Origin of the sequence: Phocaeicola sp. GP0067, assembly GCF_031119655.1 — a bacterium.
Lineage (GTDB): Bacteria > Bacteroidota > Bacteroidia > Bacteroidales > Bacteroidaceae > Phocaeicola > Phocaeicola vulgatus.
This window is the reverse complement of the sequence record NZ_JAVHZY010000032.1, coordinates 1-22,638: the sequence shown is the minus strand read 5'-3', so window position 1 is coordinate 22,638 and position 22,638 is coordinate 1. Positions and strand designations below refer to the sequence as shown.

General features: G+C 42.6%; 19 protein-coding genes. 4 read left to right on the top strand and 15 right to left on the bottom strand.

Annotated elements, in window-relative coordinates; genetic code table 11:
- Positions 1-17 precede the first annotated feature (17 nt).
- Genes RE317_RS18260 through guaB form a run of 4 tightly spaced genes read right to left on the bottom strand, consistent with a single transcriptional unit; the run spans position 18 to position 5,115 of the window.
- The gene (locus tag RE317_RS18260; protein ID WP_005840202.1) at positions 18-1,376 is read right to left on the bottom strand and encodes a peptidylprolyl isomerase; all 1,359 of its coding nucleotides are present in this window, start codon (positions 1,374-1,376) and stop codon (positions 18-20) included.
- Positions 1,377-1,380: 4 nt separating this feature from the next.
- Positions 1,381-2,253, bottom strand: a complete 873-nt coding sequence (locus RE317_RS18255; protein ID WP_022508951.1) for a peptidyl-prolyl cis-trans isomerase — start codon at positions 2,251-2,253, stop codon at positions 1,381-1,383.
- 36 nt (positions 2,254-2,289) lie between these two features.
- The gene (locus RE317_RS18250) at positions 2,290-3,627 is read right to left on the bottom strand and encodes a peptidylprolyl isomerase (protein ID WP_117848848.1); all 1,338 of its coding nucleotides are present in this window, start codon (positions 3,625-3,627) and stop codon (positions 2,290-2,292) included.
- Between the two features lie 12 nt (positions 3,628-3,639).
- Positions 3,640-5,115: an IMP dehydrogenase gene (gene guaB, locus RE317_RS18245; protein ID WP_005840208.1), complete on the bottom strand. Its 1,476-nt coding sequence runs from the start codon at positions 5,113-5,115 to the stop codon at positions 3,640-3,642.
- Positions 5,116-5,366: 251 nt separating this feature from the next.
- Between guaB and RE317_RS18240 the strand changes: the two genes are divergently transcribed.
- Positions 5,367-5,801: a DUF6078 family protein gene (locus RE317_RS18240; protein WP_016271391.1), complete on the top strand. Its 435-nt coding sequence runs from the start codon at positions 5,367-5,369 to the stop codon at positions 5,799-5,801.
- A 123-nt stretch (positions 5,802-5,924) separates the two neighbouring features.
- Here the strand turns inward: RE317_RS18240 and RE317_RS18235 are convergent, their stop codons facing one another.
- From RE317_RS18235 to tig, 5 genes are all read right to left on the bottom strand, one after another.
- The gene (locus RE317_RS18235) at positions 5,925-8,021 is read right to left on the bottom strand and encodes a BT4734/BF3469 family protein (RefSeq protein WP_117694150.1); all 2,097 of its coding nucleotides are present in this window, start codon (positions 8,019-8,021) and stop codon (positions 5,925-5,927) included.
- 677 nt (positions 8,022-8,698) lie between these two features.
- A complete protein-coding gene (gene recQ / locus RE317_RS18230; protein WP_005840213.1) occupies positions 8,699-10,879 on the bottom strand; it encodes a DNA helicase RecQ in 2,181 nt (726 codons plus the stop codon).
- A gap of 157 nt (positions 10,880-11,036) precedes the next feature.
- Positions 11,037-12,287, bottom strand: a complete 1,251-nt coding sequence (clpX, locus tag RE317_RS18225) for an ATP-dependent Clp protease ATP-binding subunit ClpX (RefSeq protein ID WP_005840215.1) — start codon at positions 12,285-12,287, stop codon at positions 11,037-11,039.
- A gap of 123 nt (positions 12,288-12,410) precedes the next feature.
- Positions 12,411-13,082 (bottom strand): ATP-dependent Clp endopeptidase proteolytic subunit ClpP, encoded by a 672-nt coding sequence (gene clpP, locus RE317_RS18220; RefSeq protein ID WP_005840217.1) that lies wholly within the window; start codon positions 13,080-13,082, stop codon positions 12,411-12,413.
- Positions 13,083-13,262: 180 nt separating this feature from the next.
- Positions 13,263-14,618 (bottom strand): trigger factor, encoded by a 1,356-nt coding sequence (gene tig / locus RE317_RS18215; protein WP_005840219.1) that lies wholly within the window; start codon positions 14,616-14,618, stop codon positions 13,263-13,265.
- 381 nt (positions 14,619-14,999) lie between these two features.
- Here tig and RE317_RS18210 point away from each other — a divergent pair, with 381 nt between their 5' ends.
- Positions 15,000-15,245, top strand: a complete 246-nt coding sequence (locus tag RE317_RS18210; protein ID WP_005840220.1) for an RNA-binding protein — start codon at positions 15,000-15,002, stop codon at positions 15,243-15,245.
- 74 nt (positions 15,246-15,319) lie between these two features.
- Here RE317_RS18210 and lptB read toward each other — a convergent pair whose 3' ends face one another.
- A complete protein-coding gene (gene lptB, locus RE317_RS18205) occupies positions 15,320-16,141 on the bottom strand; it encodes an LPS export ABC transporter ATP-binding protein (RefSeq protein WP_005852797.1) in 822 nt (273 codons plus the stop codon).
- Between the two features lie 128 nt (positions 16,142-16,269).
- On the opposite strand from lptB, the gene RE317_RS18200 reads away from it, so the two are divergent.
- Positions 16,270-17,013 carry an ABC transporter permease gene (locus RE317_RS18200; protein ID WP_032935144.1) on the top strand — a complete coding sequence of 248 codons (744 nt, stop codon included), beginning with the start codon at positions 16,270-16,272 and terminating at the stop codon, positions 17,011-17,013.
- Positions 17,010-17,774, top strand: a complete 765-nt coding sequence (locus RE317_RS18195) for an ABC transporter ATP-binding protein (RefSeq protein ID WP_005840227.1) — start codon at positions 17,010-17,012, stop codon at positions 17,772-17,774. The genes RE317_RS18200 and RE317_RS18195 overlap by 4 nt, the downstream gene beginning before the upstream one ends.
- Positions 17,775-17,851: 77 nt before the next feature.
- Here RE317_RS18195 and der read toward each other — a convergent pair whose 3' ends face one another.
- From der to RE317_RS18170, 5 genes are all read right to left on the bottom strand, one after another.
- The gene (gene der / locus RE317_RS18190; RefSeq protein ID WP_005840228.1) at positions 17,852-19,165 is read right to left on the bottom strand and encodes a ribosome biogenesis GTPase Der; all 1,314 of its coding nucleotides are present in this window, start codon (positions 19,163-19,165) and stop codon (positions 17,852-17,854) included.
- Positions 19,166-19,198: 33 nt separating this feature from the next.
- Entirely contained in the window at positions 19,199-20,080 is an 882-nt protein-coding gene (era, locus tag RE317_RS18185) for a GTPase Era (RefSeq protein WP_005840230.1), read from the bottom strand.
- Positions 20,081-20,162: 82 nt separating this feature from the next.
- The gene (locus RE317_RS18180) at positions 20,163-21,167 is read right to left on the bottom strand and encodes a beta-ketoacyl-ACP synthase III (RefSeq protein ID WP_008655190.1); all 1,005 of its coding nucleotides are present in this window, start codon (positions 21,165-21,167) and stop codon (positions 20,163-20,165) included.
- 104 nt (positions 21,168-21,271) lie between these two features.
- On the bottom strand, positions 21,272-21,457 hold the full coding sequence (rpmF, locus tag RE317_RS18175) for a 50S ribosomal protein L32 (protein ID WP_002562387.1): 186 nt from the start codon (positions 21,455-21,457) through the stop codon (positions 21,272-21,274).
- A gap of 11 nt (positions 21,458-21,468) precedes the next feature.
- Positions 21,469-22,002: a DUF177 domain-containing protein gene (locus RE317_RS18170; RefSeq protein ID WP_080510721.1), complete on the bottom strand. Its 534-nt coding sequence runs from the start codon at positions 22,000-22,002 to the stop codon at positions 21,469-21,471.
- Positions 22,003-22,638: the final 636 nt, after the last annotated feature.

The window sequence follows — 22,638 nt, the reverse complement described above, 5'->3', positions numbered from 1 at the left end:
ATACTTTATACACTACATTATTTCTTTACCCAACCCGGATATTTGAAATCGCATTTCTGCCACTTCTCATTAATACGCACGTAGGTATGTTTTTGTTTATCCCTGATCCACTTATCAAGTTTTTCTTCGCTGCGTTTTTCCATCACGATGCCTTTCAGCCGTTGGTAGTCTTCCGTTATGGTTGCCTTATGCCCGTTCAAACGGGTTTTCAATTTCACGATAGCGCAAATTTCCTTTCCTTTTGCATTAATCATGGTAAAAGGTTTGGAAATTTCCCCCACATTCATGCCTTCCACCATCTTTGCAGCCTCTTGTGACACCTGTGCCAATTGTTGCATTTCAAAACGCGCCGTACCAGTCTGCGGATTCGCCATCAAACCATGGTTGTTACGCGTGTCCTTATCGTGAGAGATATAAGTAGCGGCATCATCAAAAGTAAATTTCTCATTACGGATATCATTGGCAATAGAATCCAGACGTAACAAGGCTGCTTCCAGATCTTTTTCATCCACTTTCGGTTTTAACAAGATATGGCGGGTATTGATACGGTCACCACGTTTTTCGATCAACTGGATAATATGGAAGCCGAATTCAGACTCCACAATCTTGGATACCTTGTTAGGATCTTGCAGATTGAATGCCACATTCGCATATTCAGGTACCAGCTCAGCCCTGCCCATAAAGCCGAGTTCGCCACCACGGCGGCGCGAACCTTCATCTTCCGAATACAGACGTGCCAAAGTGGAGAAAGCTATTTCACCGGAAGTAACACGTTCCGTATAGTCACGCAAAGTCTTCTTCACACGCTCAATTTCTTCCTGCGGAATCTTAGGTTCCATAGTAATGATCTGCACTTCTACCTGAGTAGGAATAAAAGGAATACTGTCTTGAGGAAGATCCTTGAAATAACGACGGACTTCGGCCGGAGTAATCTTGATATCCCCCACAATCTGCTGCTGCATTTTCTGCACCGTTTTTCCATCACGTATATTCTCGCGGAGCATTTCGCGTATTTGTGTAGAAGTCTTATTATAATATTCTTCTACTTTTTCCTTAGAACCAATCTGATCAATCAGCCAATTTGTACGTCTTTCCACATCACTGATAATTTCCTGTTCGGAAACCTCAATACTATCAATAGCAGCCTGATGAAGAAACAATTTCTGGATGGCAAGCTGCTCCGGAATAATACAATACGGATCACCGTCAAACTTGCGGCCTTCATACTGGGCATTCAGACGTTCATTCTCCACGTCCGATTTTAGAATGGCCTCATCACCTACTACCCATACAACCTCGTCTATCACATTGTCTTGCCCGTATACTGAAACAACGGCAAACAGCATCAGCATCAGTGCATAAACTTTGGTACACATCAATTTATTCATTTGAATTCAAATAATAGTAATTAATCTTGTTCCTGTCCGAAGCGTGTCGGTATAACTCTTCTTTGACTTTATTTATAAATTCAACCCGCTTCAGGTTTATTAAAATCTCCTTAATTTCCGTCTTTGCAAAATCCAGCGGCCTCTGTTGGTCCTTACCCAAGAATTCCTCTACATGCAGGAAATAACAAAACGCCGTGTCTTTTACCTCTATATTCCGGTTCTTGTCCAAATAGTTCTCATCCGTATCAAGCGCTTTCAAAGGTATTTTGACAGCAATATCGGACAATGGCATCCAACGGTCATAAAAATAATCATAGCTCACCGCATTGCGCAAACTGTATTTTTCCAGGCTCTCAATAGCATCCCGGTTATTTTTTTTATACCATTTGCGTACACTTGCCAAATCCTGAGAATGAAGAGGGACTTTTATAAACAGCCCTTTCACAAAAGGATGTTCTGTATGAAACAACTCCTTGTTTTTCTCATAATAAGTGCTGATTTCCTCATCACTTATCTCATTGGCCAGTTTCTGATTAACCAGTTCCTCCTGATACGTATGCATGATCAATGCCCTGCGATAGTTCTCCACTAACTTGGCAATCTTTGCATTATCAGGAATATTTCCTTCCGCTTTATCAAAAAGCAGCACATCCTCCACCCAGTTTTTTATATAGTGCTCGGCAAACAAGACACTATCGTCTTTTGAAATATGGAAAGGCAACGCCGCCTGCAAATCTTCTTTATAGAGATATTCACCAGCAACTTCCACTAAAGGAGTCCTCCCCTTATGGTCGTGCTCCTGGCCGCATCCCGACAAAGCACCTGCTATAACAAGTAACACCCCCCAGTTTTTCACGATATTCATATAACATTAAAATAGTGAACGAAGATACTGCAATAATTAATTACTTCCGTTATTATTAACTGTTTTTAAAACCTCTTGGTTAATTTCAACCTTATATTTCTGCTTCAAATCTTTCAACCAGGCATCCTCATAGACAGTCAGATAATCCTTGACAACCGCTTCTCTTACATCCTCATAACTTTCAGGACCTTTCTTTAACTTCTTTCCCATCACAAAAGTATAAGGTAAATCCGGCTCAGGCTGAAAGCTACCGCATTTAAAGACCAATTTATCAATATACCTGTTGGTCCCTATCTGAAAGACACCTGCTTCCATACGAACTTTGGAGGAAGCATCATCTCCGGTCAGTGTATGTAATATATCTTTCCACTGGGATACCGGTTTTTTTTTCAATTGTTTCTTAATGGCTGAAGCCGTTTTTCTATCTTTACAATGAATCACTGCTCCCCGATAATGCGGCAATTCCCAGGCATAGTCTGATTTATGTTGCTTGAAGAAGCGTTCCAGGTCATCCTCATTCCAAGCTTCATCACCCGATTGATATTTTTGCGACAAATAAGCCGCAAGCAAACCATCCTGCAATTCCCGCACCCGGAACTCCAGTTCTTCCTTCTGTCCTGCAGAAAGCTCCTTCCATGTACAATTGCCATTCTTCTCCAGATAATTCAATAACTGTTCCCGTTTTTCTTCAAAACTGACACCCTGCCTGCGCTCTATCCATTTCACTATATGAATGCCCATAGGTGAATAAAAAGGAGCTGAAATCTTATTTCTTTCCAAAGATTCCAGTTTGTCTATCCATTCCTGCATATTCTTGTTCACAGGCATCCACGGCAACACTCCTCCCACATTTTTACAAGCTTCATCATCCGAGTACCGGCGGGCCAGCGTTGCAAAATCCGCGCCTTCCCGCAATGCTTCATAAACCGAATCCATTTGCTGCCGCACCCTCATTTCCTCCTGACGGCTTGCATTCTGGGATAAATATTTGCTAATATGGGCAATTTTTATCCAATCATTTGCCTGCAAACGTTGTTCACCTTGCAGGTATAATCGGCGGGCAGCCTGTTCCTCCTTTTCTGCATCTGCCAAATAAGTTCTTAAAAGTTTGCCCCGATACCAGTCCACCTGCCTGCGGAAAACAGACAACGTATCTATTCCCATATCATGTGCATAGCGTACTTTTAATTTATAGTTGATAAAAGAAGGTAGAAAAGAAAGCGGGGTCCGATGAGAAGATTTACGAAAATAATATTCAAACTCGGAACGTTTTACAGGTTCACCGTCAATAGATAACACAACTTCTCCTTGCGCCCGCATTTCCAACGCGAACACAAGGAGAAGTGACAGAATACCGACCATTCTATGCGGCATCATTCATACATTTTATTGAGGACGGCTGTAGTTAGGAGCCTCGCTGGTTATGGCCACATCATGCGGATGACTTTCCAATACACCTGCGTTAGTAATACGGGTGAATTTGGCATCATGCAATTGTTCTATATTAGCAGCGCCACAATATCCCATTCCCGCACGAAGACCACCTACCAACTGGTAAATCACTTCATACAAAGTACCTTTATAAGGTACACGGGCTGCAATACCTTCCGGAACCAGTTTCTTCACATCGGCAGTTCCGCTCTGGAAATAACGATCCTTCGAGCCGTTCTCCATCGCTTCCAAAGATCCCATTCCACGATAAGATTTGAATTTACGTCCGTTAAAGATAATCGTATCACCCGGTGACTCTTCCGTTCCGGCAACCAATGAACCGATCATTACACTATAACCGCCGGCAGCCAAAGCTTTTACCACATCCCCCGAATAACGCAAGCCACCATCAGCAATCAAGGGTATACCTGTACCTTTCAACGCCTTGGCAACATCATAAACGGCAGAAAGCTGGGGAACACCCACACCGGCAACCACACGGGTAGTACAGATAGAACCCGGACCGATACCGACCTTCACACCATCCGCACCGGCTTCCACCAACATTTTGGCAGCTTCGCCCGTAGCGATATTACCTACCACAATATCAATATTCGGGAAACGTTTCTTAGCTTCTTTCAATTTTTCGATCACATACATGGAGTGGCCATGAGCCGTATCAATAACGATTGCATCCGCACCGGCATCAACCAAGGCCTGCATACGGTCCAGCGTATCGGCAGTAACCCCTACACCGGCAGCCACACGCAAACGTCCTTTGGCATCCTTGCAAGCCATCGGTTTATCTTTCGCTTTTGTAATATCTTTATAAGTAATAAGACCTACCAGTTTACCTTCCTTATCCACCACCGGCAACTTTTCAATCTTATGCTCTTGCAGAATCCGTGAGGCAGCCTCCATGTCAGTGGACTGGTTGGTAGTGACAATATTCTCCTTCGTCATTACTTCATCAATACGTTTGTCCATATCCTTCTCAAAACGAAGGTCACGGTTCGTCACAATACCTACCAAATATCTTTCATCGTCTACTACAGGGATACCGCCGATTCTATATTCAGACATCAACGCAAGTGCATCTCTCACAGTAGATCCTCTCTTGATAGTCACAGGATCATAAATCATACCGTTTTCCGCACGTTTCACTATGGCTACCTGACGTGCCTGCTCTTCGATAGACATGTTTTTGTGAATCACACCGATTCCCCCTTCACGGGCAATGGCAATGGCCATTTTCGCTTCTGTAACCGTATCCATAGCGGCAGTCACAAAAGGGACTTTCAACTCGATGTTGCGTGAGAACTTAGTCGTGAGTTCGACTGTTTTTGGTAAAACTTCAGAATAGGCGGGGATCAACAATACATCGTCGTAGGTTAATCCGTCCATTACGATTTTATCTGCAATAAATGACATAGGGCTTTATGCGTTTAGATTTTATTGCGTGCAAATATACGCATTTTATTCAATATGGGAAAACGATAGAATATTTTTTTGCTAAGAGAATACGAAATTTTGCAGAAATAAAAAGAATCAGTCCCCCAAATGGCTCACATAAAACAATTACAAAAAAACAGGGAGTTCATGAAACAAATGAAGCGCTTTTATTCTTCAGGTCCAGTGTTTTTCATTAAATTTGTACTTTGAACAAAAGAAACAAAAGAAACATGGAAAAACAACCGCAATTTCCCTTTGCGCCCAAAGACTTCGCACGCTGCCTTAACGCCACATGCCCCCGTTCCCAAAACTGCCTGAGACGAACTGCCGCCCTGCAGGATACGGATGAACATCTATTTCTCAAAGTGGTAAACCCGCTCCGTTATCCCAAGGAGGGTGAAGAATGTGAACTGTTCCGTTCCACCGACAAAGTGCGGATGGCATGGGGAGTCACCCACCTGCTGGACAATGTGCCCTACAAAGAAGGCAGCCTGCTGCGCAATATGATCATCAACCACCTGGGCAGAAGCCAGTATTACCGGTGCTTCCGCAAGGAACGCCCTTTTTCACCACAGGACCAACAGACCATCCGCCTTCTGTTCCGCCAGAGAGGCATCAGCGAAGAGCCGTCATTCGACTACTACACAAATGAATTTAACTGGTAATATCCGTCACACTGTCACAGCCGCATGCAACACATTGTGCGACAATAGTTTACCACTGTGACAGATGGTGTGACAGATGGTGTGACGGACTTTTATCTGTCACACCGCCGCCTCCGGACCTCATCATGCCCTTACCAGCTGATACACAGTGCCTTTACGTGTATGCCGTGAAGGAATACCCTGTTTCCTCAAAATTCGTCCGAATGCCGCCACCCTCTTGGCGTTCAATGGAATATCCACTTCCTGATGCAATATCTTCAATATTTCGGCAGGCGCCATCCACTCGCCCTCTTCCCCCGCTTCCGCCATGCGGAAATAACGGAAAAGGAACTGCTCTTCAGGAGAATATTGCTGAAATTCGCGGTTCGCCTCCGTCATGACATACTCGTCCGCATCATTAAACCAGTAACGCTCGCCGTGCGCCAGCTCGTGCATGGCCTGTGCATACAACTGATCGTAGTCTATGGGACGCGAGGTATCAATCACCCCCTTCACCTCAATGCAGATGAAGCGGCGGCTGCCCGAAGGATCGGTCAGCAAATCCTTGTGGTTACTGGTGGCAATGAACGAAGCATAGCGGCGCATCTCCACCACCGATGTGCCGTAAGGCCGGCGCGCATTCACCACCGGCTTTTGCAGGATGTGCTTCAAGAATCCCTGTTGTGTGGCGCTCACCTGGTCGAACTCGTCAATGTTGATCAACGCGAAGCGATTCAGGCTTAGTTCGACATCTTTCTTGCGTGAGAAATCGAGGCTGTCCGTATAGTAGGAACATTCGGAAGGCGGCATGATGCTGCGGCAAAAGGTGGACTTGCGCGTTCCCTGCGCTCCCACCAGCAGGGGCGAAACACTGTTGGCATAGCGCTTGTCCATTCCCCGCCAATGAGCCACCATGTTCAGAAACCAGCGATGGAACAATTCGGGCCAATGCGGATTGTTACAAGGTACGGTCTGCGCCAGCGGACGGATGCGGTCGCGTCCGTCCCACTCCGGAAGGTTGAACAGAAAATCCTCCAGCGGATTATACACCGGCACACGATTGGAATACACATAGCGGCTGATATCCCTGTCCCACAATGGGATACCTTCGGCCTGTGCATCCAGGGCGATGCTGTTCAGCGCACGCTTGTCCACCGGCTGAAAGCGGAAGCAGAAGGAATGCCGCTCGCGGAACTCCGCCTCGCCGGTCTGCACGTTAAAGCGAAATTCATAACGTCTTTTCATAAACTCGGCAATGAGGACCGACAATTGCTGCTCACGGCTCAAAGCGCATTTGCTTCCGAAATCCTGACGCCGGCTGTACACATTCCGTACCACCTGACGCACCAGTTCCAAAGGTTTGCGTGCAAAATGACGGAAACGCGCCCTGCTGACCACCGCTTCCTCCGGAATGCCCGACCGGAAACAGTTCAACGCCAGTTGCGAAAGAAGGGTATCCCAGCTATAGGAGGACTTTTCATCGGCCGGATCGGGCTTATCCAAATCAATGTAAGCCTGCCTCAAGGCCGCCTCGAACAGCATGGAGAGCGCATCTGCCGTTTCATAACTCCCCAAGGCACGTTCCAAAGGACGCTGGCCGGAGACAGCAGGTTCGGTATGCAAGGCCATTTCATCGGGCATCCCCATAGGCTGTGACAGGTAGAACTGCACGGAGTCCGGCCGGTAAAGCACATCGGGGTCATAGGAAAGGCGTGAATATTGTTCCAGGAAAGGTTCCTTGGGACGGATATCGAATGACAACTGGGGCTGGTAGCACTTCACCGCCATGATGTAGGCATGAGCATGAAACGCTTCCGCCTCCGCACGGGTAAGGGGCAGCGTATTGTCGGGTCGGGTGAAAGCCACCAGGATTTTCACCGAATGTCCGCTGGCGCCCATAAAGGCGCACCGCGTCTGCGGCAACTTCCATGCCTCCCGTTTCACCTGCTCCACTTCCGCCCTGCCCGCCAAGGGGCCTACGGTCAATTCCACCAATCCGTTATAAGCCTTCATGCACTGTCCGCCCTCCGTCTTGCGGAACTCGGCGGCGGGCATCATCTTGGGCAGTTTGTCCGCCGCCTCGCAATGGTCGCCGGGGAGGAAATGGCGCAACTGGCTTCTGAACATGGTGACGGGATAGGTTTTCACTTCCTCTTTCATTCTTTCTACCCATGCATCCAGTGTAAGGGTGCTTTGGGTTACATGGTTTCCGCCGTCGCGTACTTGGGTAATCTTTATCATTTATCGTGTATTTATTCGTTTTTTCCAATCTATAAAGATACGGATAAAATCGGGAAACAAAGCAATATACAGGAAGGTTTCTTTCAAAAAAAAGGACGCGAAGGGCACAGGAGTTTCCGATAGGGAGGTGAAGCGGAAAGATATTGAAGGAATGCATTCGCGACAGGTATAATCCAGACCATTATATGCTATGATACAATGTATTGCACCATTTGGAACAATGAGTTTTTCTAATAGAAACCATTAATTCTAGCGCATGGTACAACCTGTCTTTACATATAGAAATAAGTTGTTCCACTGATAGGAATAATTTGTTCCATTAGCATGAAACTATTTGTTCCACTGGGCGGAACAAACTGTTCCAACAAGTGGAACAACCCACATCATGCATGTAAAAAGAGGCTGTAGCATATGTGCAAGATTGACAAAAGTCTGTCACCGTATCCGTCACGCTATCCGTCACCATCGCAACACGTTGTAATTCAAGCGCATAAACTGCTGTGTGACAGATGTGACGGATGTGACAGTTTAGATTTCTCATAATACCAAATTTAAGGTTTATGCAAATACAACGGATATTTTCTCCCGAAACAAGAATATGCTATAAAAACATATGAAAAGCCGGACAAACATCTCTGTCGCCCGGCTTTTTTATTATCAAAACAATCAAAGAAGCATCAATTTGCCATTTCAGAAATAAACTTGATGCGGACCAACCGGATTTCATCCTCCGTATAGTCATCACCCAATTCATCCATCGCGTCATCTATTTTGTCTGTTGTAGACTCCTTGAAGTAATCATAAATATCGTTCAAATGGTCTTCATCCATAATTTCCTCCAGGAAGTAATCAATATTCAGCTTGGTTCCTGAATAAACAATAGCCTCCACTTCATCCAATAATTCACCGAACTCCAACCCCTTTGACACTGCAATGTCGTCCAAGGCTACCTTCCGGTCAATAGCCTGAATGATGGATACCTTCAGTTTGGATTTATTGGCCACCGTACGGACACGCAAATCCTCCGGACGCTCTATTTCATTTTCCTCACAATGCTTCTTTATCAATACACAGAACTCCTGGCCATAACGTTTTGCCTTTCCGGCACCTACGCCCGGAATATTCTGCAATTCTTCCAAAGTCACCGGATAAATGGTAGCCATCGCCTCCAAAGAAGGATCCTGGAAAATAACATACGGCGGCACATCCAGTTTCTTGGACAGCTTCTTACGCAAATCCTTCAACATAGAGTAAAGCACGGGGTCTACTGCACAAGAGGCACCTCCCCGAACCGGAGTTTCTTCTTCCTCCTCCTCAAAATCATTGTCTTCAACAATCTTGAAGGATTTCGGTTTTTTCAAGAATTTATGTCCTTCAGGGGTAACCTTCAACAGACCGTAATTCTCTACGTCTTTACTTAAATAACCCGCTATCAAAGCCTGACGAATGACAGCATTCCACATTTTTTCTTCTTCTCCCATGCCTGAACCGAATACTTCCAGTTCTTCATGTTTATGAGCAAGTACTTCTGACGTTTCCTTACCCAAAAGAATATCAATTATATAATCTGCTTTAAAGTTTTCTTTCACTGCTATGATTGCTTCAATCACAGCGCATAATGAATCCTGAGCCTCCACTTGCTTTTTAGGATTTAAACAGTTATCACAATTTCCACAATTCTCCTCTGTATATTCTTCCCCAAAATAATGTAACAATGATTTACGACGGCATATAGAAGACTCTGCGTATGCAGCTGTTTCCAACAGCAACTGTTTACCGATTTCCTGCTCTGCCACGGGCTTTCCCTGCATAAACTTCTCCAGCTTCTGCAAGTCCTTGTTGGAATAGAACGTAATACACTGACCTTCCCCTCCGTCACGACCGGCTCTCCCCGTTTCCTGATAATAACCTTCCAGACTTTTCGGAATATCATAATGTATCACAAAGCGCACATCGGGCTTATCAATTCCCATTCCAAAAGCGATGGTAGCTACAATCACATCTATATCCTCTTTCAGGAACCCGTCTTGATTGGCTGTGCGTGTAGCAGAATCCATTCCGGCATGATAAGCACGCGCATTGATTCCGTTAGCTTGAAGCACTTCGGCCAATTCTTCCACCTTCTTACGGCTCAAACAGTAGATAATACCTGATTTACCAGGATTAGCCTTGATAAACTTGATAATATCCCTGTCAATATTATTTGTCTTCGAGCGCACTTCATAATACAGGTTCGGGCGATTGAAAGAGGACTTGAACTCCTGCGCATCCTGCATACCCAGATTTTTTTGAATATCCATACGCACTTTCGGAGTTGCAGTAGCAGTAAGGGCAATCACCGGCGCCTTTCCTATTTCATTAATAATAGGACGGATGCGACGGTACTCCGGACGGAAGTCATGCCCCCATTCCGAAATACAGTGTGCTTCATCCACCGCATAAAATGAGATCTTCACTCCTTTCAGGAAATCTACATTCTCCTCCTTTGTCAAGGATTCGGGAGCTACGTAGAGCAATTTGGTTTTGCCGCTCAGGATATCCGATTTAACCTGGTCTATAGCCGATTTGTTCAATGACGAATTTATAAAGTGTGCTACTCCGTCTTCCTCACTGAAATTACGCATGGCATCCACCTGATTCTTCATCAATGCAATTAAAGGAGATATAACGATTGCTGTTCCATCCATGATAAGGGATGGCAACTGATAGCATAACGATTTACCACCGCCCGTAGGCATCAAAACAAATGTATCATTTCCGGCAAGCAGATTACGGATAATCGCTTCCTGATTACCTTTGAAAGTATCAAATCCAAAATACTTTTTTAATGCGTCCGTTAAATTTATATTCTCCGTCATTGTATCAATAGTTTTTCACGGTTTTCCCGATTTCTTGTTTTACATCTTTTGTTGCCTAACAAAGTTATAAACAAGTTCTCAAATTACACGAATATTTCGGGTAATATTTTTCAGAAGAATTGCATTTTTTCTTTCTCTCTCCCTTTATATCTTGATACTAAGCTGTTTGCATTCGCGAAATATTTGCCTTTCCCATCTGCTGTTTTGCAAAATCAAGTGTCACTTCGTACTTTTTCGCTTTCTGAGAGGGAATTTCAAACATAACGTCCATCATGATCGTTTCCACAATGGAACGTAATCCGCGTGCTCCTAACTTATACTCAATAGCTTTGTCTACAATATACTCGAATACTTCGGGTTGAAACTCCAGCTTGACCCCATCCATTTCAAATAATTTAACATACTGTTTGATAATGGAATTCTTCGGTTCCGTCAAGATATTGCGCAAAGCGGTTCTATCCAACGGATTCAGATAAGTCAAGATGGGCAGACGGCCTATGATTTCAGGAATCAGCCCGAATGATTTCAAATCCTGAGGGGCAATATATTGCATCAAGTTGCCGCGATCTATCTTCACCACGTCCTTTGCCGCGCTATAACCTACCACATGCGTATTCAAACGTTGCGCAATTTTGCGTTCAATACCATCAAATGCCCCACCACAAATAAACAGAATGTTTTTCGTATTGACCGGAATCATTTTCTGGTCGGGGTGTTTACGTCCTCCCTGAGGTGGTACATTCACGATAGATCCTTCCAGCAGTTTCAACAGACCTTGTTGTACACCTTCACCACTTACATCACGAGTAATGGAGGGGTTATCTCCTTTACGGGCAATCTTGTCAATCTCATCAATAAATACGATGCCTCTTTCAGCTTCCGCCACATTATAATCCGCTACTTGAAGCAGACGGGTTAAAAGACTCTCAATATCTTCACCCACATATCCGGCCTCTGTCAGCACGGTGGCGTCAACAATGGTAAACGGCACATGCAATAATTTGGCAATAGTGCGTGCCAGCAAGGTTTTTCCCGTTCCCGTACTACCTACCATAATGATATTGGACTTTTCAATCTCTATATCATCCTTATCCACTTTTTGGAGCAGACGCTTGTAATGATTGTAAACGGCAACGGAAAGATAGCGTTTGGCGTCATCCTGACCAATAATGTATTGGTCAAGAAATTCCTTGATTTCCTTTGGCTTCGGAAGTTCCTTCAAGTTCAACTCACCCGGTGCACCTTTTTTTTGATGCATGGCTTCCTGCATAATTTCATATGCCTGCTCCGAGCAACTGTCACAAATGCAGCCGTTCATTCCGGTTATCAGAAATCCGACTTCATTTTCCGAACGTCCGCAGAAACTACATTTCCTTCTACTGTTTCTAGGTGTTTTATTATCTTCCAATGTTTATTCCTTTAAATATCCAAGTTTCCTAATGCGTCTTTAAGAAAGAAGCCTGCATGAAATGATAGCGGAAACCTGGGTTGTTTTTAGTACTGTTATTCTTATCGAATGGAAATAAATACATTATAGAGCAGCCGGTTTGCGTGACAGCACCTCATCAATCATACCATATTCCTTAGCTTCCTGAGCTGTCATCCAGTAGTCACGGTCAGAGTCTGCCCATACTTTGTCAAAATCCGTATGAGAGTGGTCTGCAATAATGGTATACAGTTCTTTCTTCAACTTTTGGATTTCACGGGCCGTGATCTCAATATCCGAAGCTTGTCCTTGCGCGCCTCCCATCGGCTGATGAATCATCACACGTGAATGAGTCAACGCAGAACGTTTACCTTCTGTTCCCGCAACCAACAGCACGGCTGCCATCGAAGCGGCCATACCTGTACAGATCGTGGCAACATCACTATTAATGAACTGCATGGTATCATAAATACCTAATCCGGCGTAAACAGATCCTCCGGGAGAATTGATATAAATAGATATATCTTTACCAGACTCTACTGAGTCCAAATATAAAAGCTGCGCCTGGAGTGTATTGGCTGTATAATCATCAATCTGTGTACCCAGAAAAATAATTCTGTCCATCATCAGTCGGGAAAACACATCCAACTGAGTCACATTCAACTGACGCTCCTCCAAAATGTAAGGATTCAGATATCCTTGCGACTTGATGACATCATCCAGCACCATACTGTTCATCCCCAAATGCTTGGTAGCAAATTTTCTAAAATCATCCATAATCTAATGGTTTAGTTATTAGTAACAAAAAAGGGTTTTCAACCTCTATTTTTCAAACAAACAAAAGTACAAAAAAATACGGTTAACGTATCCAATACTCTTATCTATAACGAAAATTTATGGTCAAAAACCCCTTTTTTAGAAAGTTTTAGCAATCACTTACTTCGACTTACTAAGTTATTATTCAAACATTTTGTTGAATTCTTCCATAGAAACCGTTTTGTGGTTTAAAGTAGCCTTAGCTTTCAATGCGGCAGAAAGTTTGCTTTCAGCAGCACGGTTTACCAAACCTTCTACAGATTCCTGCTTCTTCAACATTTCTTTTGCATAGTTCTCTAGAACTTCTTCAGGGATATTCAACATTCCGTATTGAGCAAACTGAATGCGAGTTGCTTCCTTGGCCATATTCATCACATCGGCTTGTTCCACTTTAATCTCATTATTCTTGAGCAATTGCTCTTTAATCAGATGCCAAGTCAGTTCTTCGATACTCTTGTCATAGTTTTCAGCGACAAAAGCTTCACCCTTCTCTTCATTATTCAGCAACATGATACGCTTCAGTAACGCATCGGGGAATTCCAACTTACCAATCTTATTAACCAAATATTCACGAACATCGATCAAGAATTTATAATCGCTATCTGATTCGAACTGCTTTGCAATTCCTTCTTTGATCTTAGCGCGGAATTCTTCCTCACTGCTTACAGTGCCTTCGCCAAATACATTGTCGAACAATTCCTGGTTCAACTCAGCGGGAACCATACGGGTGATCTCTTCCACCTGGAAGCTGAAGTTACCTTTCACACCGGCAACTTCCTCTTTCTTTATCTTCAACAAAGAAGAAAGTTCAGCTTCATTATTATCAAATGCTACAGCAGGATTAAATACCAGCACATCATTTACTTTAGCACCGTTAAATATAGCCTTTTGCTCATCATTCTTCATATAAGCCGGCATCATTACCGCACCTTCTACCTGAATACCGCCTTCTTTAGTATTTCCATTTTCATCCAATTCAGCCAACAGACCTTTAATCATGTCTTTGTCTTCATACTGCTCTACTTTATCATATTTTGCAGCACGCTGAGTATACATTTTAACCTGCTGTTCTATCAGTTCGTCTGAAACTTCGATAGTATAGTAATCCACTGTATCCGCAGCTGAGATTTCAGCTGTAAATTCAGGAGCCAAAGCGATGTCGAACACAAATTCAAAATCTTCTTGCGTATCGAAATCGATAGGTTTCATCTTTTCTTCATTAGGCAACGGCATACCCAGCATATTCACTTTGTTGTCGCGGATATATTCGTTTACCTTTTCCTGCATCATTTTATCAACCTCTTCTACAAGGACAGACTTGCCAAATTGTTTTTTAATCAAACTCATAGGCACCATACCCGGACGGAATCCCGGAATATTAGCTTTCTGACGGTAAGTCTTCAGTGTCTTTTCTACTCTTGCCTGATAATCAGCTTTTTCCAGTTTTAAAGTAAGCAATGCACTCACTTTGTCAACGTTTTGCAATGAAATATTCATTCTGAACTTTATTTATTTAATTATTACTTCTTTCTGTTTTTCACCAAAGAGGTTGCAAAATTAGTGTTTAATCTTTCAATAACCAAATACACAGACTAAAAAATACTAATTGACAGCAGAAAGTATCCATTTAAAATGACTGACTAAGAAACCGATTCAAAAAAAAGAAAAAAAAGTTGTTTTTCTTCTTGCAAATTCAAAATTTATGCGTTCCTTTGTGCCCGACTGGTGATACTAATTATAGCTAGTGATTTTTATTACAAGGTTTTACTTTTGTACGAATAGCACTTACGTAAACTCTCTGTCGTTCGAATCCCCTACTTCATTAATAATCACCACTCAGAGAGTATTTTTTATTTTAATTATTTTTATTTTTTCACTATGAACATGTATGTTGGAAACCTTAACTACCGTGTTAAGGAAGGAGATTTGGAACAAGCAATGGCGGCTTATGGAGTTGTTACTTCTGTAAAAGTTATCAAAGACCGCGAAACAGGTAAATCTAAAGGATTTGCATTTGTTGAAATGGAAAATGACGCAGAAGCAGCCCAGGCCATGAATGAACTGAACGGCTCGGAATTCATGGGACGCCAATTGGTAATCAAGGAAGCAAGACCTAGAGACTAATTACTTATCTGATACAATCAAAAAAAAAGCTCTGAGCAAATTCAGAGCTTTTTTTATATCCCACATCTCCGGTTTTATACATTTTTTCCCTGCCTGTCCTTTTCCGCCAATTGAAAATCCTTACGGCGAAGCACAAAATTAGTGCCTAGATATTTCTCACGGACAACAGGATTTTCCGCTAGTTCTTCAGGGGTTCCCTGAAACAGAATTTTTCCTTCAAACAACAGATACGCACGGTCGGTCAAGCGCAACGTTTCCAATGCATTATGGTCGGTAATTAAAATACCAATATTTTTATCTTTCAATTTCCATACAATATGCTGGATATCCTCTACGGCAATAGGATCTACTCCTGCAAACGGTTCATCCAACATAATGAACTTAGGGTCGATAGCCAGACAACGCGCAATCTCCGTACGACGACGCTCGCCTCCTGAAAGCTGGTCTCCCAAATTCTTACGTACTTTCTGCAAACGGAACTCGGCAATCAAGCTTTCCAGTTTGTCCTTTTGATATTCCGGAGTAGTATTAGTCAACTCCAGCACAGAGGCAATATTATCCTCCACGCTCATCTTACGAAAAACTGAAGCCTCCTGTGCTAAATATCCAATGCCATTCTGAGCACGCTTATATACAGGATAACTGGTAATATCCAAATCATTTAGGAATATATGCCCCTCATTCGGCACGATAAGTCCCGTAGTCATATAAAACGAAGTAGTCTTACCGGCACCATTCGGTCCCAATAACCCTACAATCTCTCCCTGCTTCACATCAAAAGAAACATGACTTACTACCGTACGCTTGCCGTATTTCTTCACCAGATTTTCTGTACGAAGTATCATACGGTTGTCATCGGTCACTGTATTTTGTTGTTCTATTTCCTGCTCTGACATATCCATGTATTTTGCGACAAAAATACTAAAAAAGTTTAGGAAACGCATAACAGAACAGAAAATCAGAACTTCTTTTGCATTTATATAGACAAAAAAGGCTACTTTTGCAGGAAATTGTGAAAACTATGATGATAAGACCCATAACAACCGTAGGGAAATATATCATGCTGATGGGGCGTACTTTTGCTCGTCCGGAACGTATGCATATGTTTTTCAAGCAATATCTCAATGAGATGGTACAGTTGGGAGTAAATTCCATCGGTATTGTACTGCTTATTTCTTTTTTCATTGGTGCCGTAATTACCATTCAAATCAAATTAAACATCGAAAGCCCGTGGATGCCCCGTTTTGTGGTAGGCTACACCACTCGCGAAATCATGTTGCTGGAATTCTCCTCCTCCATCATGTGCTTGATCCTGTCAGGAAAGGTAGGTTCTAATATTGCCTCCGAAATAGGAACCATGCGTGTAACCCAACAGATTGATGCATTGGAAATCATGGGGGTCAATTCCGCCGGATACCTTATTCTTCCTAAAATTATAGCTTTGATGACAATGATTCCTTTTTTGGTTATTTTCAGCATATCCTCGGGGATTATTGGTGCCTTTTGCACCTGTTGGTTCGGAGGAGTCATGAATGCCGAGGATCTGGCCTATGGGCTGCAATATAGTTTTCAGGAATGGTTTGTATGGTGCAGTTTTATTAAATCTATCTTTTTCGCTTTCATCATTTCCAGTGTATCTGCTTATTTCGGTTACACGGTAGAAGGAGGTTCTATTGCAGTAGGTAAAGCCAGTACAGATTCTGTAGTAATGAGCAGTGTACTCATTCTATTTTCCGATTTAGTATTAACACAACTTTTAATGGGATGATACAAGTTAAATCATTATATAAATCATTCGAGGGAAAAGACGTATTGGTGGATATCAATGCTACTTTTAACAATGGTAAGACCAATCTGATTATCGGTCAGAGCGGTTCCGGGAAGACGGTATTAATGAAGTGTATCGTCGGTTTGCTGACTCCCGAAAAAGGCGAGATTCTGTATGACGGACGCAACTTCCTCAACATGAATAAAAAAGAAAAAAAGACATTGCGCCGCGAAATGGGAATGATTTTCCAAAGTGCCGCCTTGTTCGACTCTCTTACCGTACTAGAGAATGTAATGTTTCCATTGGATATGTTCTCAAACGATACGTATCGTGACCGCGTAAAACGCGCCCAATTCTGCCTGGACCGTGTGAACCTGATTGAGGCACAAAGCAAATATCCGGGAGAAATCAGTGGTGGTATGCAAAAGCGTGTAGCAATTGCACGTGCCATAGCTTTAAATCCCCAGTATTTGTTTTGTGATGAACCTAATTCCGGCCTGGACCCTAAAACCTCCCTGGTAATTGATGAACTGATTCATGACATAACTACAGAGTATAATATGACCACTATTATCAATACTCACGATATGAATTCCGTTATGGGAATCGGCGACAGTATTCTCTATATTTATCAAGGACATAAGGAATGGGAAGGAACAAAAGATGATGTGTTCACTGCTACCAATGAACGGCTGAATAATTTTATCTTTGCATCTGATCTGCTCCGCAAGGTGAGAGAAGTGGAAGAACATAGAAAATAATGATAAAATGATTAGTGGTTAATAACCAGCGGATATCACGGTGAAAACCATTAACCACTAATCATTAACCACTATTCTTATTTCTGTCTGATAAAGATATTTATCGGCGTTCCTGACAAATTCCATTTCTCACGTATCTTGTTTTCAAGGAAACGCTTATAAGGCTCTTTCACGTATTGCGGCAAATTAGCAAAGAACACAAAAGAAGGAACCTGTGTGTTTGGCAACTGCGTACAATATTTAATCTTGATATACTTACCTTTATTTGAAGGAGGCGGATAAGCCTCGATCAACGGAAGCATTTCTTCATTCAGACGAGCTGTCGGAATACGGGTAGTACGTGCCTGATATACTTCTTTTGCAGTTTCCAGCACCTTGAAAATACGTTGTTTTGTCAAAGCGGAAGCAAAGATGATAGGAAAATCAACAAACGGTGCCAGACGGGAACGAATGGCTTCCTCATAAGTTTTCATCACTTTGGCATTCTTGTTCTCTACCAAGTCCCATTTGTTCACCACTACCACCAAACCTTTCTGATTACGTTGAATGAGAGAGAAGATATTCAAATCCTGTCCTTCAATGCCGCGGGTGGCATCCAGCATAAGAATACACACATCCGAATTCTCAATAGAACGGATAGAGCGAATGACAGAATAATATTCCAAATCCTCGCTTACCTTATTCTTCTTACGGATACCGGCAGTATCTACCAGATAAAAGTCAAAACCAAACTTTTCATAACGGGTATAAATAGAATCGCGGGTAGTACCTGCAATCTCTGTTACAATATTACGGTCCTCCCCGATAAAGGCATTGATGATAGAAGATTTTCCGGCATTCGGACGTCCTACTACTGCAAAACGAGGGATATCCTCATCCAGCAGTTCTTCACCCTCCTTACTGAATTTACCTACCACCAGATCCAACAATTCCCCTGTACCGCTTCCGCTTAATGCAGAAATACAATAGGGATCACCCAGCCCCAATTTATAAAATTCGGCAGCATTATATTGCAGTTCATTATTATCAGTCTTGTTAGCTACCATAATAACAGGTTTCTTTGTACGCCGCAAAATAGAGGCTACAGCCATATCCAAATCGGTAACCCCGTTCACTACATCCACAACAAACAAGATTACATCCGCTTCATCTATGGCAAGACTTACCTGTTTACGGATCTCTTCCTCAAAAACATCATCCGAGTTTACTACCCATCCACCGGTATCAACGACAGAAAACTCATGTCCCACCCATTCCGACTTGCCATACTGACGGTCGCGGGTAGTTCCTGCCTGCTCGTTTACAATTGCCTGACGCGTTTTGGTCAGACGATTAAAAAGTGTAGACTTTCCCACATTGGGGCGTCCTACGATTGCTACTAAATTTCCCATTTTCTTTCTTGTTTACGGCTATCACAGTCGATTTTAATCCATTTGATACCCAAAGTTCTTTAATTCTTTGTCCGAGCTTCTCCAATCCTTATCAACTTTCACAAAGGTTTCCAGATAAATAGACTTTTGGAAAAAATGTTCCAACGTTTTACGAGCCTCTGTAGCCACCTTCTTCAATGCCCTGCCCTGCTTACCTATAATAATACCTTTTTGCGATTCACGTTCCACATAAATCACAGCATTGATATGGATACTCTTAGCATCTTCCTTAAATTGCTCCACTACCACTTCTACAGAATAAGGAATCTCCTTATCATAATAAAGCAAAATCTTCTCGCGGATAATCTCGGTGACAAAGAAACGCGCCGGTTTGTCTGTCCACTGATCCTTACCGAAATAGGGGGGTGAATCGGGCAGCAATTCCTTGATACGCTTCATTACCGTATCCACATTGAATTTAGAAGTAGCGGAAATCGGAATAATTTCAGCTTGAGGAAGCTGTTCGTGCCATGCTTCCACCAACTTGACCAAATCTTCCTGATTGGTCAAATCTATTTTATTAATTAACAATAAGACAGGAACCTTGACATTACGGACTTTTTCTATAAAGTCCGCATTTTTATCCGTTTTCTCCACCACATCTGTCACATACAGCAATATATCCGCGTCCACCAATGCCGACTCTGAGAAGTTCAACATAGATTCCTGTAACTTGTAGTTTGGCTTCACTACTCCCGGAGTGTCCGAGAATACAATCTGCATATCGTCCGTATTCAAGATTCCCATGATACGATGACGAGTTGTCTGCGACTTGAACGTTGCAATAGAAATACGTTCCCCCACCAGCAAATTCATCAGTGTCGACTTGCCTACGTTGGGGTTTCCTACTATGTTTACAAATCCTGCCTTATGCATAATTCTTTCATTTTATTGGTTACAGACAAAAAAACGCATCGGAATACGGATGCGTTCATTTGTATTTGTAGTTTAATGATTATTATCTCTTACTACCATCGTAACCCCATTTCACATAAACGGCTCCATAGGTAAAACCTGCGCCGAAAGCTGTAAATATCAGGTTATCTCCTTTCTTCAGCTGCTTTTCGTAATCCCAAAGACACAACGGAAGTGTAGCACCACTGGTATTACCATATCGCTGAATATTAATCATTACCTTTTCCAAGGGAACTTCCAAGCGAGAGGCTACCGCATCAATAATACGCAGATTAGCCTGATGAGGAATTACCCAGTCGATATTATCTTTATTCAAACCATTCTTTTCGGCAATAGTCGCTGTAATATCCGACATATTGGAAACAGCATATTTAAATACTGTTCTTCCTTCCTGATAAAGATAATGCATCTTATGATCAACAGTGAAATAAGAAGGAGGACATACAGAACCACCGGCTTTCATGTGAAGAAAAGGAAGTCCCTTACCATCTGTACGAAGAATAGAATCCATAATACCATAATCTTCTGTAGTAGCTTCCACCATACATGCTGCTGCACCATCACCAAAGATAGGGCAAGTTGCACGATCCTGGTAGTTTACCATAGATGACATCTTATCTGCACCGACAATAATAATCTTTTTATGTCTTCCCGATGCGATAAGTGAAGCAGCAGTTTCCATTAAATACAAAAAGCCGCAGCAGGCAGCCTGCAAATCAAATGCAAATGCATTTTTCAATCCCAGCTTATCACACAGGATAGAAGCAGTGGAAGGGAAATGATAGTCAGGAGTAGTAGTTGCTACGATTACTGCATCAATGTCATCCGGATTAGAAGCTGTTTTCTGCATCAGTTGTTTGGCAGCCTTACGCGCCATATACGATGTACCTAATCCTTCTTCATTCAGAATACGTCTTTCTTTAACTCCGATTCGAGTCATAATCCATTCATCATTGGTATCTACCATTCTTGAAATCTCTTCGTTAGTCAAGACATAATCTGGTACATATCCACCGACTCCTGTTATTACTGCATTTATTTTTTCCATCATTCCAATTTAATTAGTTTATACCCTTACAAAAAAGTAGCCGACAGAGCCGAAGCTCGCCGGCTTTATTTTATAAAACGTACAAACGTGTTTAAAGCTACTGATTAGACAGCAGCTTCTTTTTCGATTGCTAACTTACCTCTATAATAACCGCAAGCTCCACATACAGTGTGGTAAACATGCCATTCGCCGCAGTTAGGACAGATAGCTAAAGTAGGAGCAACTGCTTTATCATGAGTTCTTCTCTTTGCAGTTCTCGTTTTTGATTGTCTTCTTTTAGGATGTGCCATTTTTCTAAACTTTAATTATTATCTAATATTTTCTTTAATTCATTCCATCTCGGATCTATTTCCTGGGGCCCTTCGCTGATATCTCCTTCGGGTAACTCCACCGCTATGTCATCATCATCTTCATCATCCGCCGAAATGCGCAAATGCTTACTCAGCTTGCCAACCATGCCTTTGTTGCATTTCCCAGGCGCATGTACATGCTTCATGGGAATATTCAAGGCTATAAACTCATACAAAAACCATGCGATGTTAATATACCCATCTTCTTCAGGTACTACAACTATGTCGCCCTCTTCCGCAAATGAAGAACCTAACTTTACTTTCAGTTTATCTGAAGTTGAAACAGGTAATTCCATTTCATCCAAGCAACGGTCACACGGTACAATGACAAAGCCTTCAGTTTGAAAATCCAACAGAAAAACACCGGATGTCTTTTTCACATTCAGTTCTACTGCCAGTTTCCCTTTCTGTACTTCCGGTCCATCCAGATCTACAAAGAATTGATTATCCAGCGTAAACTCATACTTAGCAGAGTCCGCTTTCATATTCTTCAATTCAATCTTATATTTATCAAACTTTCCCAAAGCAATACTATATAAATCGGGCGACAAAGATACGAATAATATTCCAATATGTATAATATAAGTGCGTATTTTTCAAATATAAATTAGACATATATTATTTTTAGCGCATAATTTAGCGTTTTTTTGAAGTGTGTTTGCCTTTCATATCTCATATCAGTGATTTTCATTGTACACTTCTTCCCTTTATACTCCACTATCCCTTTTCGGCTCATGCAGCTTGCATAAAGGCCCTATTATCATCTCCCGGTTCTCTATCAGGGCAGGTCTTCAGACCTGCCTGTTCTATTTCCAGTCCCTATTCCAAGGCATAAGTACCCGGCGAGGGTTTCCGGAACCGCTTCCGCCGGAGAAAGGACATGGCGGAGCCTTCCGGACAGTTCCGTGGGAAACGTATCCACACCCACGGGAAAGATAAGGCTTTTAACTAATTCCCCCAAGTTTTCAAACTGAGCCGAAAAAACGGTAGAGGTCACATTTCACACGTGCGTATACAAAAAAAAGCCTCCGGACTTGAAGAAGTTCCGGAGGCTTCAATCAAAACGGCGGCTACCTACTCTCCCACTGTGACGCAGTACCATCGGCGTGACAAGGCTTAAC

Coding starts and splice junctions, on each gene's coding strand:
- RE317_RS18260 (WP_005840202.1), bottom strand. CDS start 1,376: ATGTGTACCAAAGTTTATGCACTGATGCTGATGCTGTTTGCCGTTGTT.
- RE317_RS18255 (WP_022508951.1), bottom strand. CDS start 2,253: ATGAATATCGTGAAAAACTGGGGGGTGTTACTTGTTATAGCAGGTGCT.
- RE317_RS18250 (WP_117848848.1), bottom strand. CDS start 3,627: ATGCCGCATAGAATGGTCGGTATTCTGTCACTTCTCCTTGTGTTCGCG.
- guaB (WP_005840208.1), bottom strand. CDS start 5,115: ATGTCATTTATTGCAGATAAAATCGTAATGGACGGATTAACCTACGAC.
- RE317_RS18240 (WP_016271391.1), top strand. CDS start 5,367: ATGGAAAAACAACCGCAATTTCCCTTTGCGCCCAAAGACTTCGCACGC.
- RE317_RS18235 (WP_117694150.1), bottom strand. CDS start 8,021: ATGATAAAGATTACCCAAGTACGCGACGGCGGAAACCATGTAACCCAA.
- recQ (WP_005840213.1), bottom strand. CDS start 10,879: ATGACGGAGAATATAAATTTAACGGACGCATTAAAAAAGTATTTTGGA.
- clpP (WP_005840217.1), bottom strand. CDS start 13,082: ATGGATGATTTTAGAAAATTTGCTACCAAGCATTTGGGGATGAACAGT.
- tig (WP_005840219.1), bottom strand. CDS start 14,618: ATGAATATTTCATTGCAAAACGTTGACAAAGTGAGTGCATTGCTTACT.
- RE317_RS18210 (WP_005840220.1), top strand. CDS start 15,000: ATGAACATGTATGTTGGAAACCTTAACTACCGTGTTAAGGAAGGAGAT.
- lptB (WP_005852797.1), bottom strand. CDS start 16,141: ATGTCAGAGCAGGAAATAGAACAACAAAATACAGTGACCGATGACAAC.
- RE317_RS18200 (WP_032935144.1), top strand. CDS start 16,270: ATGATAAGACCCATAACAACCGTAGGGAAATATATCATGCTGATGGGG.
- RE317_RS18195 (WP_005840227.1), top strand. CDS start 17,010: ATGATACAAGTTAAATCATTATATAAATCATTCGAGGGAAAAGACGTA.
- der (WP_005840228.1), bottom strand. CDS start 19,165: ATGGGAAATTTAGTAGCAATCGTAGGACGCCCCAATGTGGGAAAGTCT.
- era (WP_005840230.1), bottom strand. CDS start 20,080: ATGCATAAGGCAGGATTTGTAAACATAGTAGGAAACCCCAACGTAGGC.
- RE317_RS18180 (WP_008655190.1), bottom strand. CDS start 21,167: ATGGAAAAAATAAATGCAGTAATAACAGGAGTCGGTGGATATGTACCA.
- rpmF (WP_002562387.1), bottom strand. CDS start 21,457: ATGGCACATCCTAAAAGAAGACAATCAAAAACGAGAACTGCAAAGAGA.
- RE317_RS18170 (WP_080510721.1), bottom strand. CDS start 22,002: ATGAAAGCGGACTCTGCTAAGTATGAGTTTACGCTGGATAATCAATTC.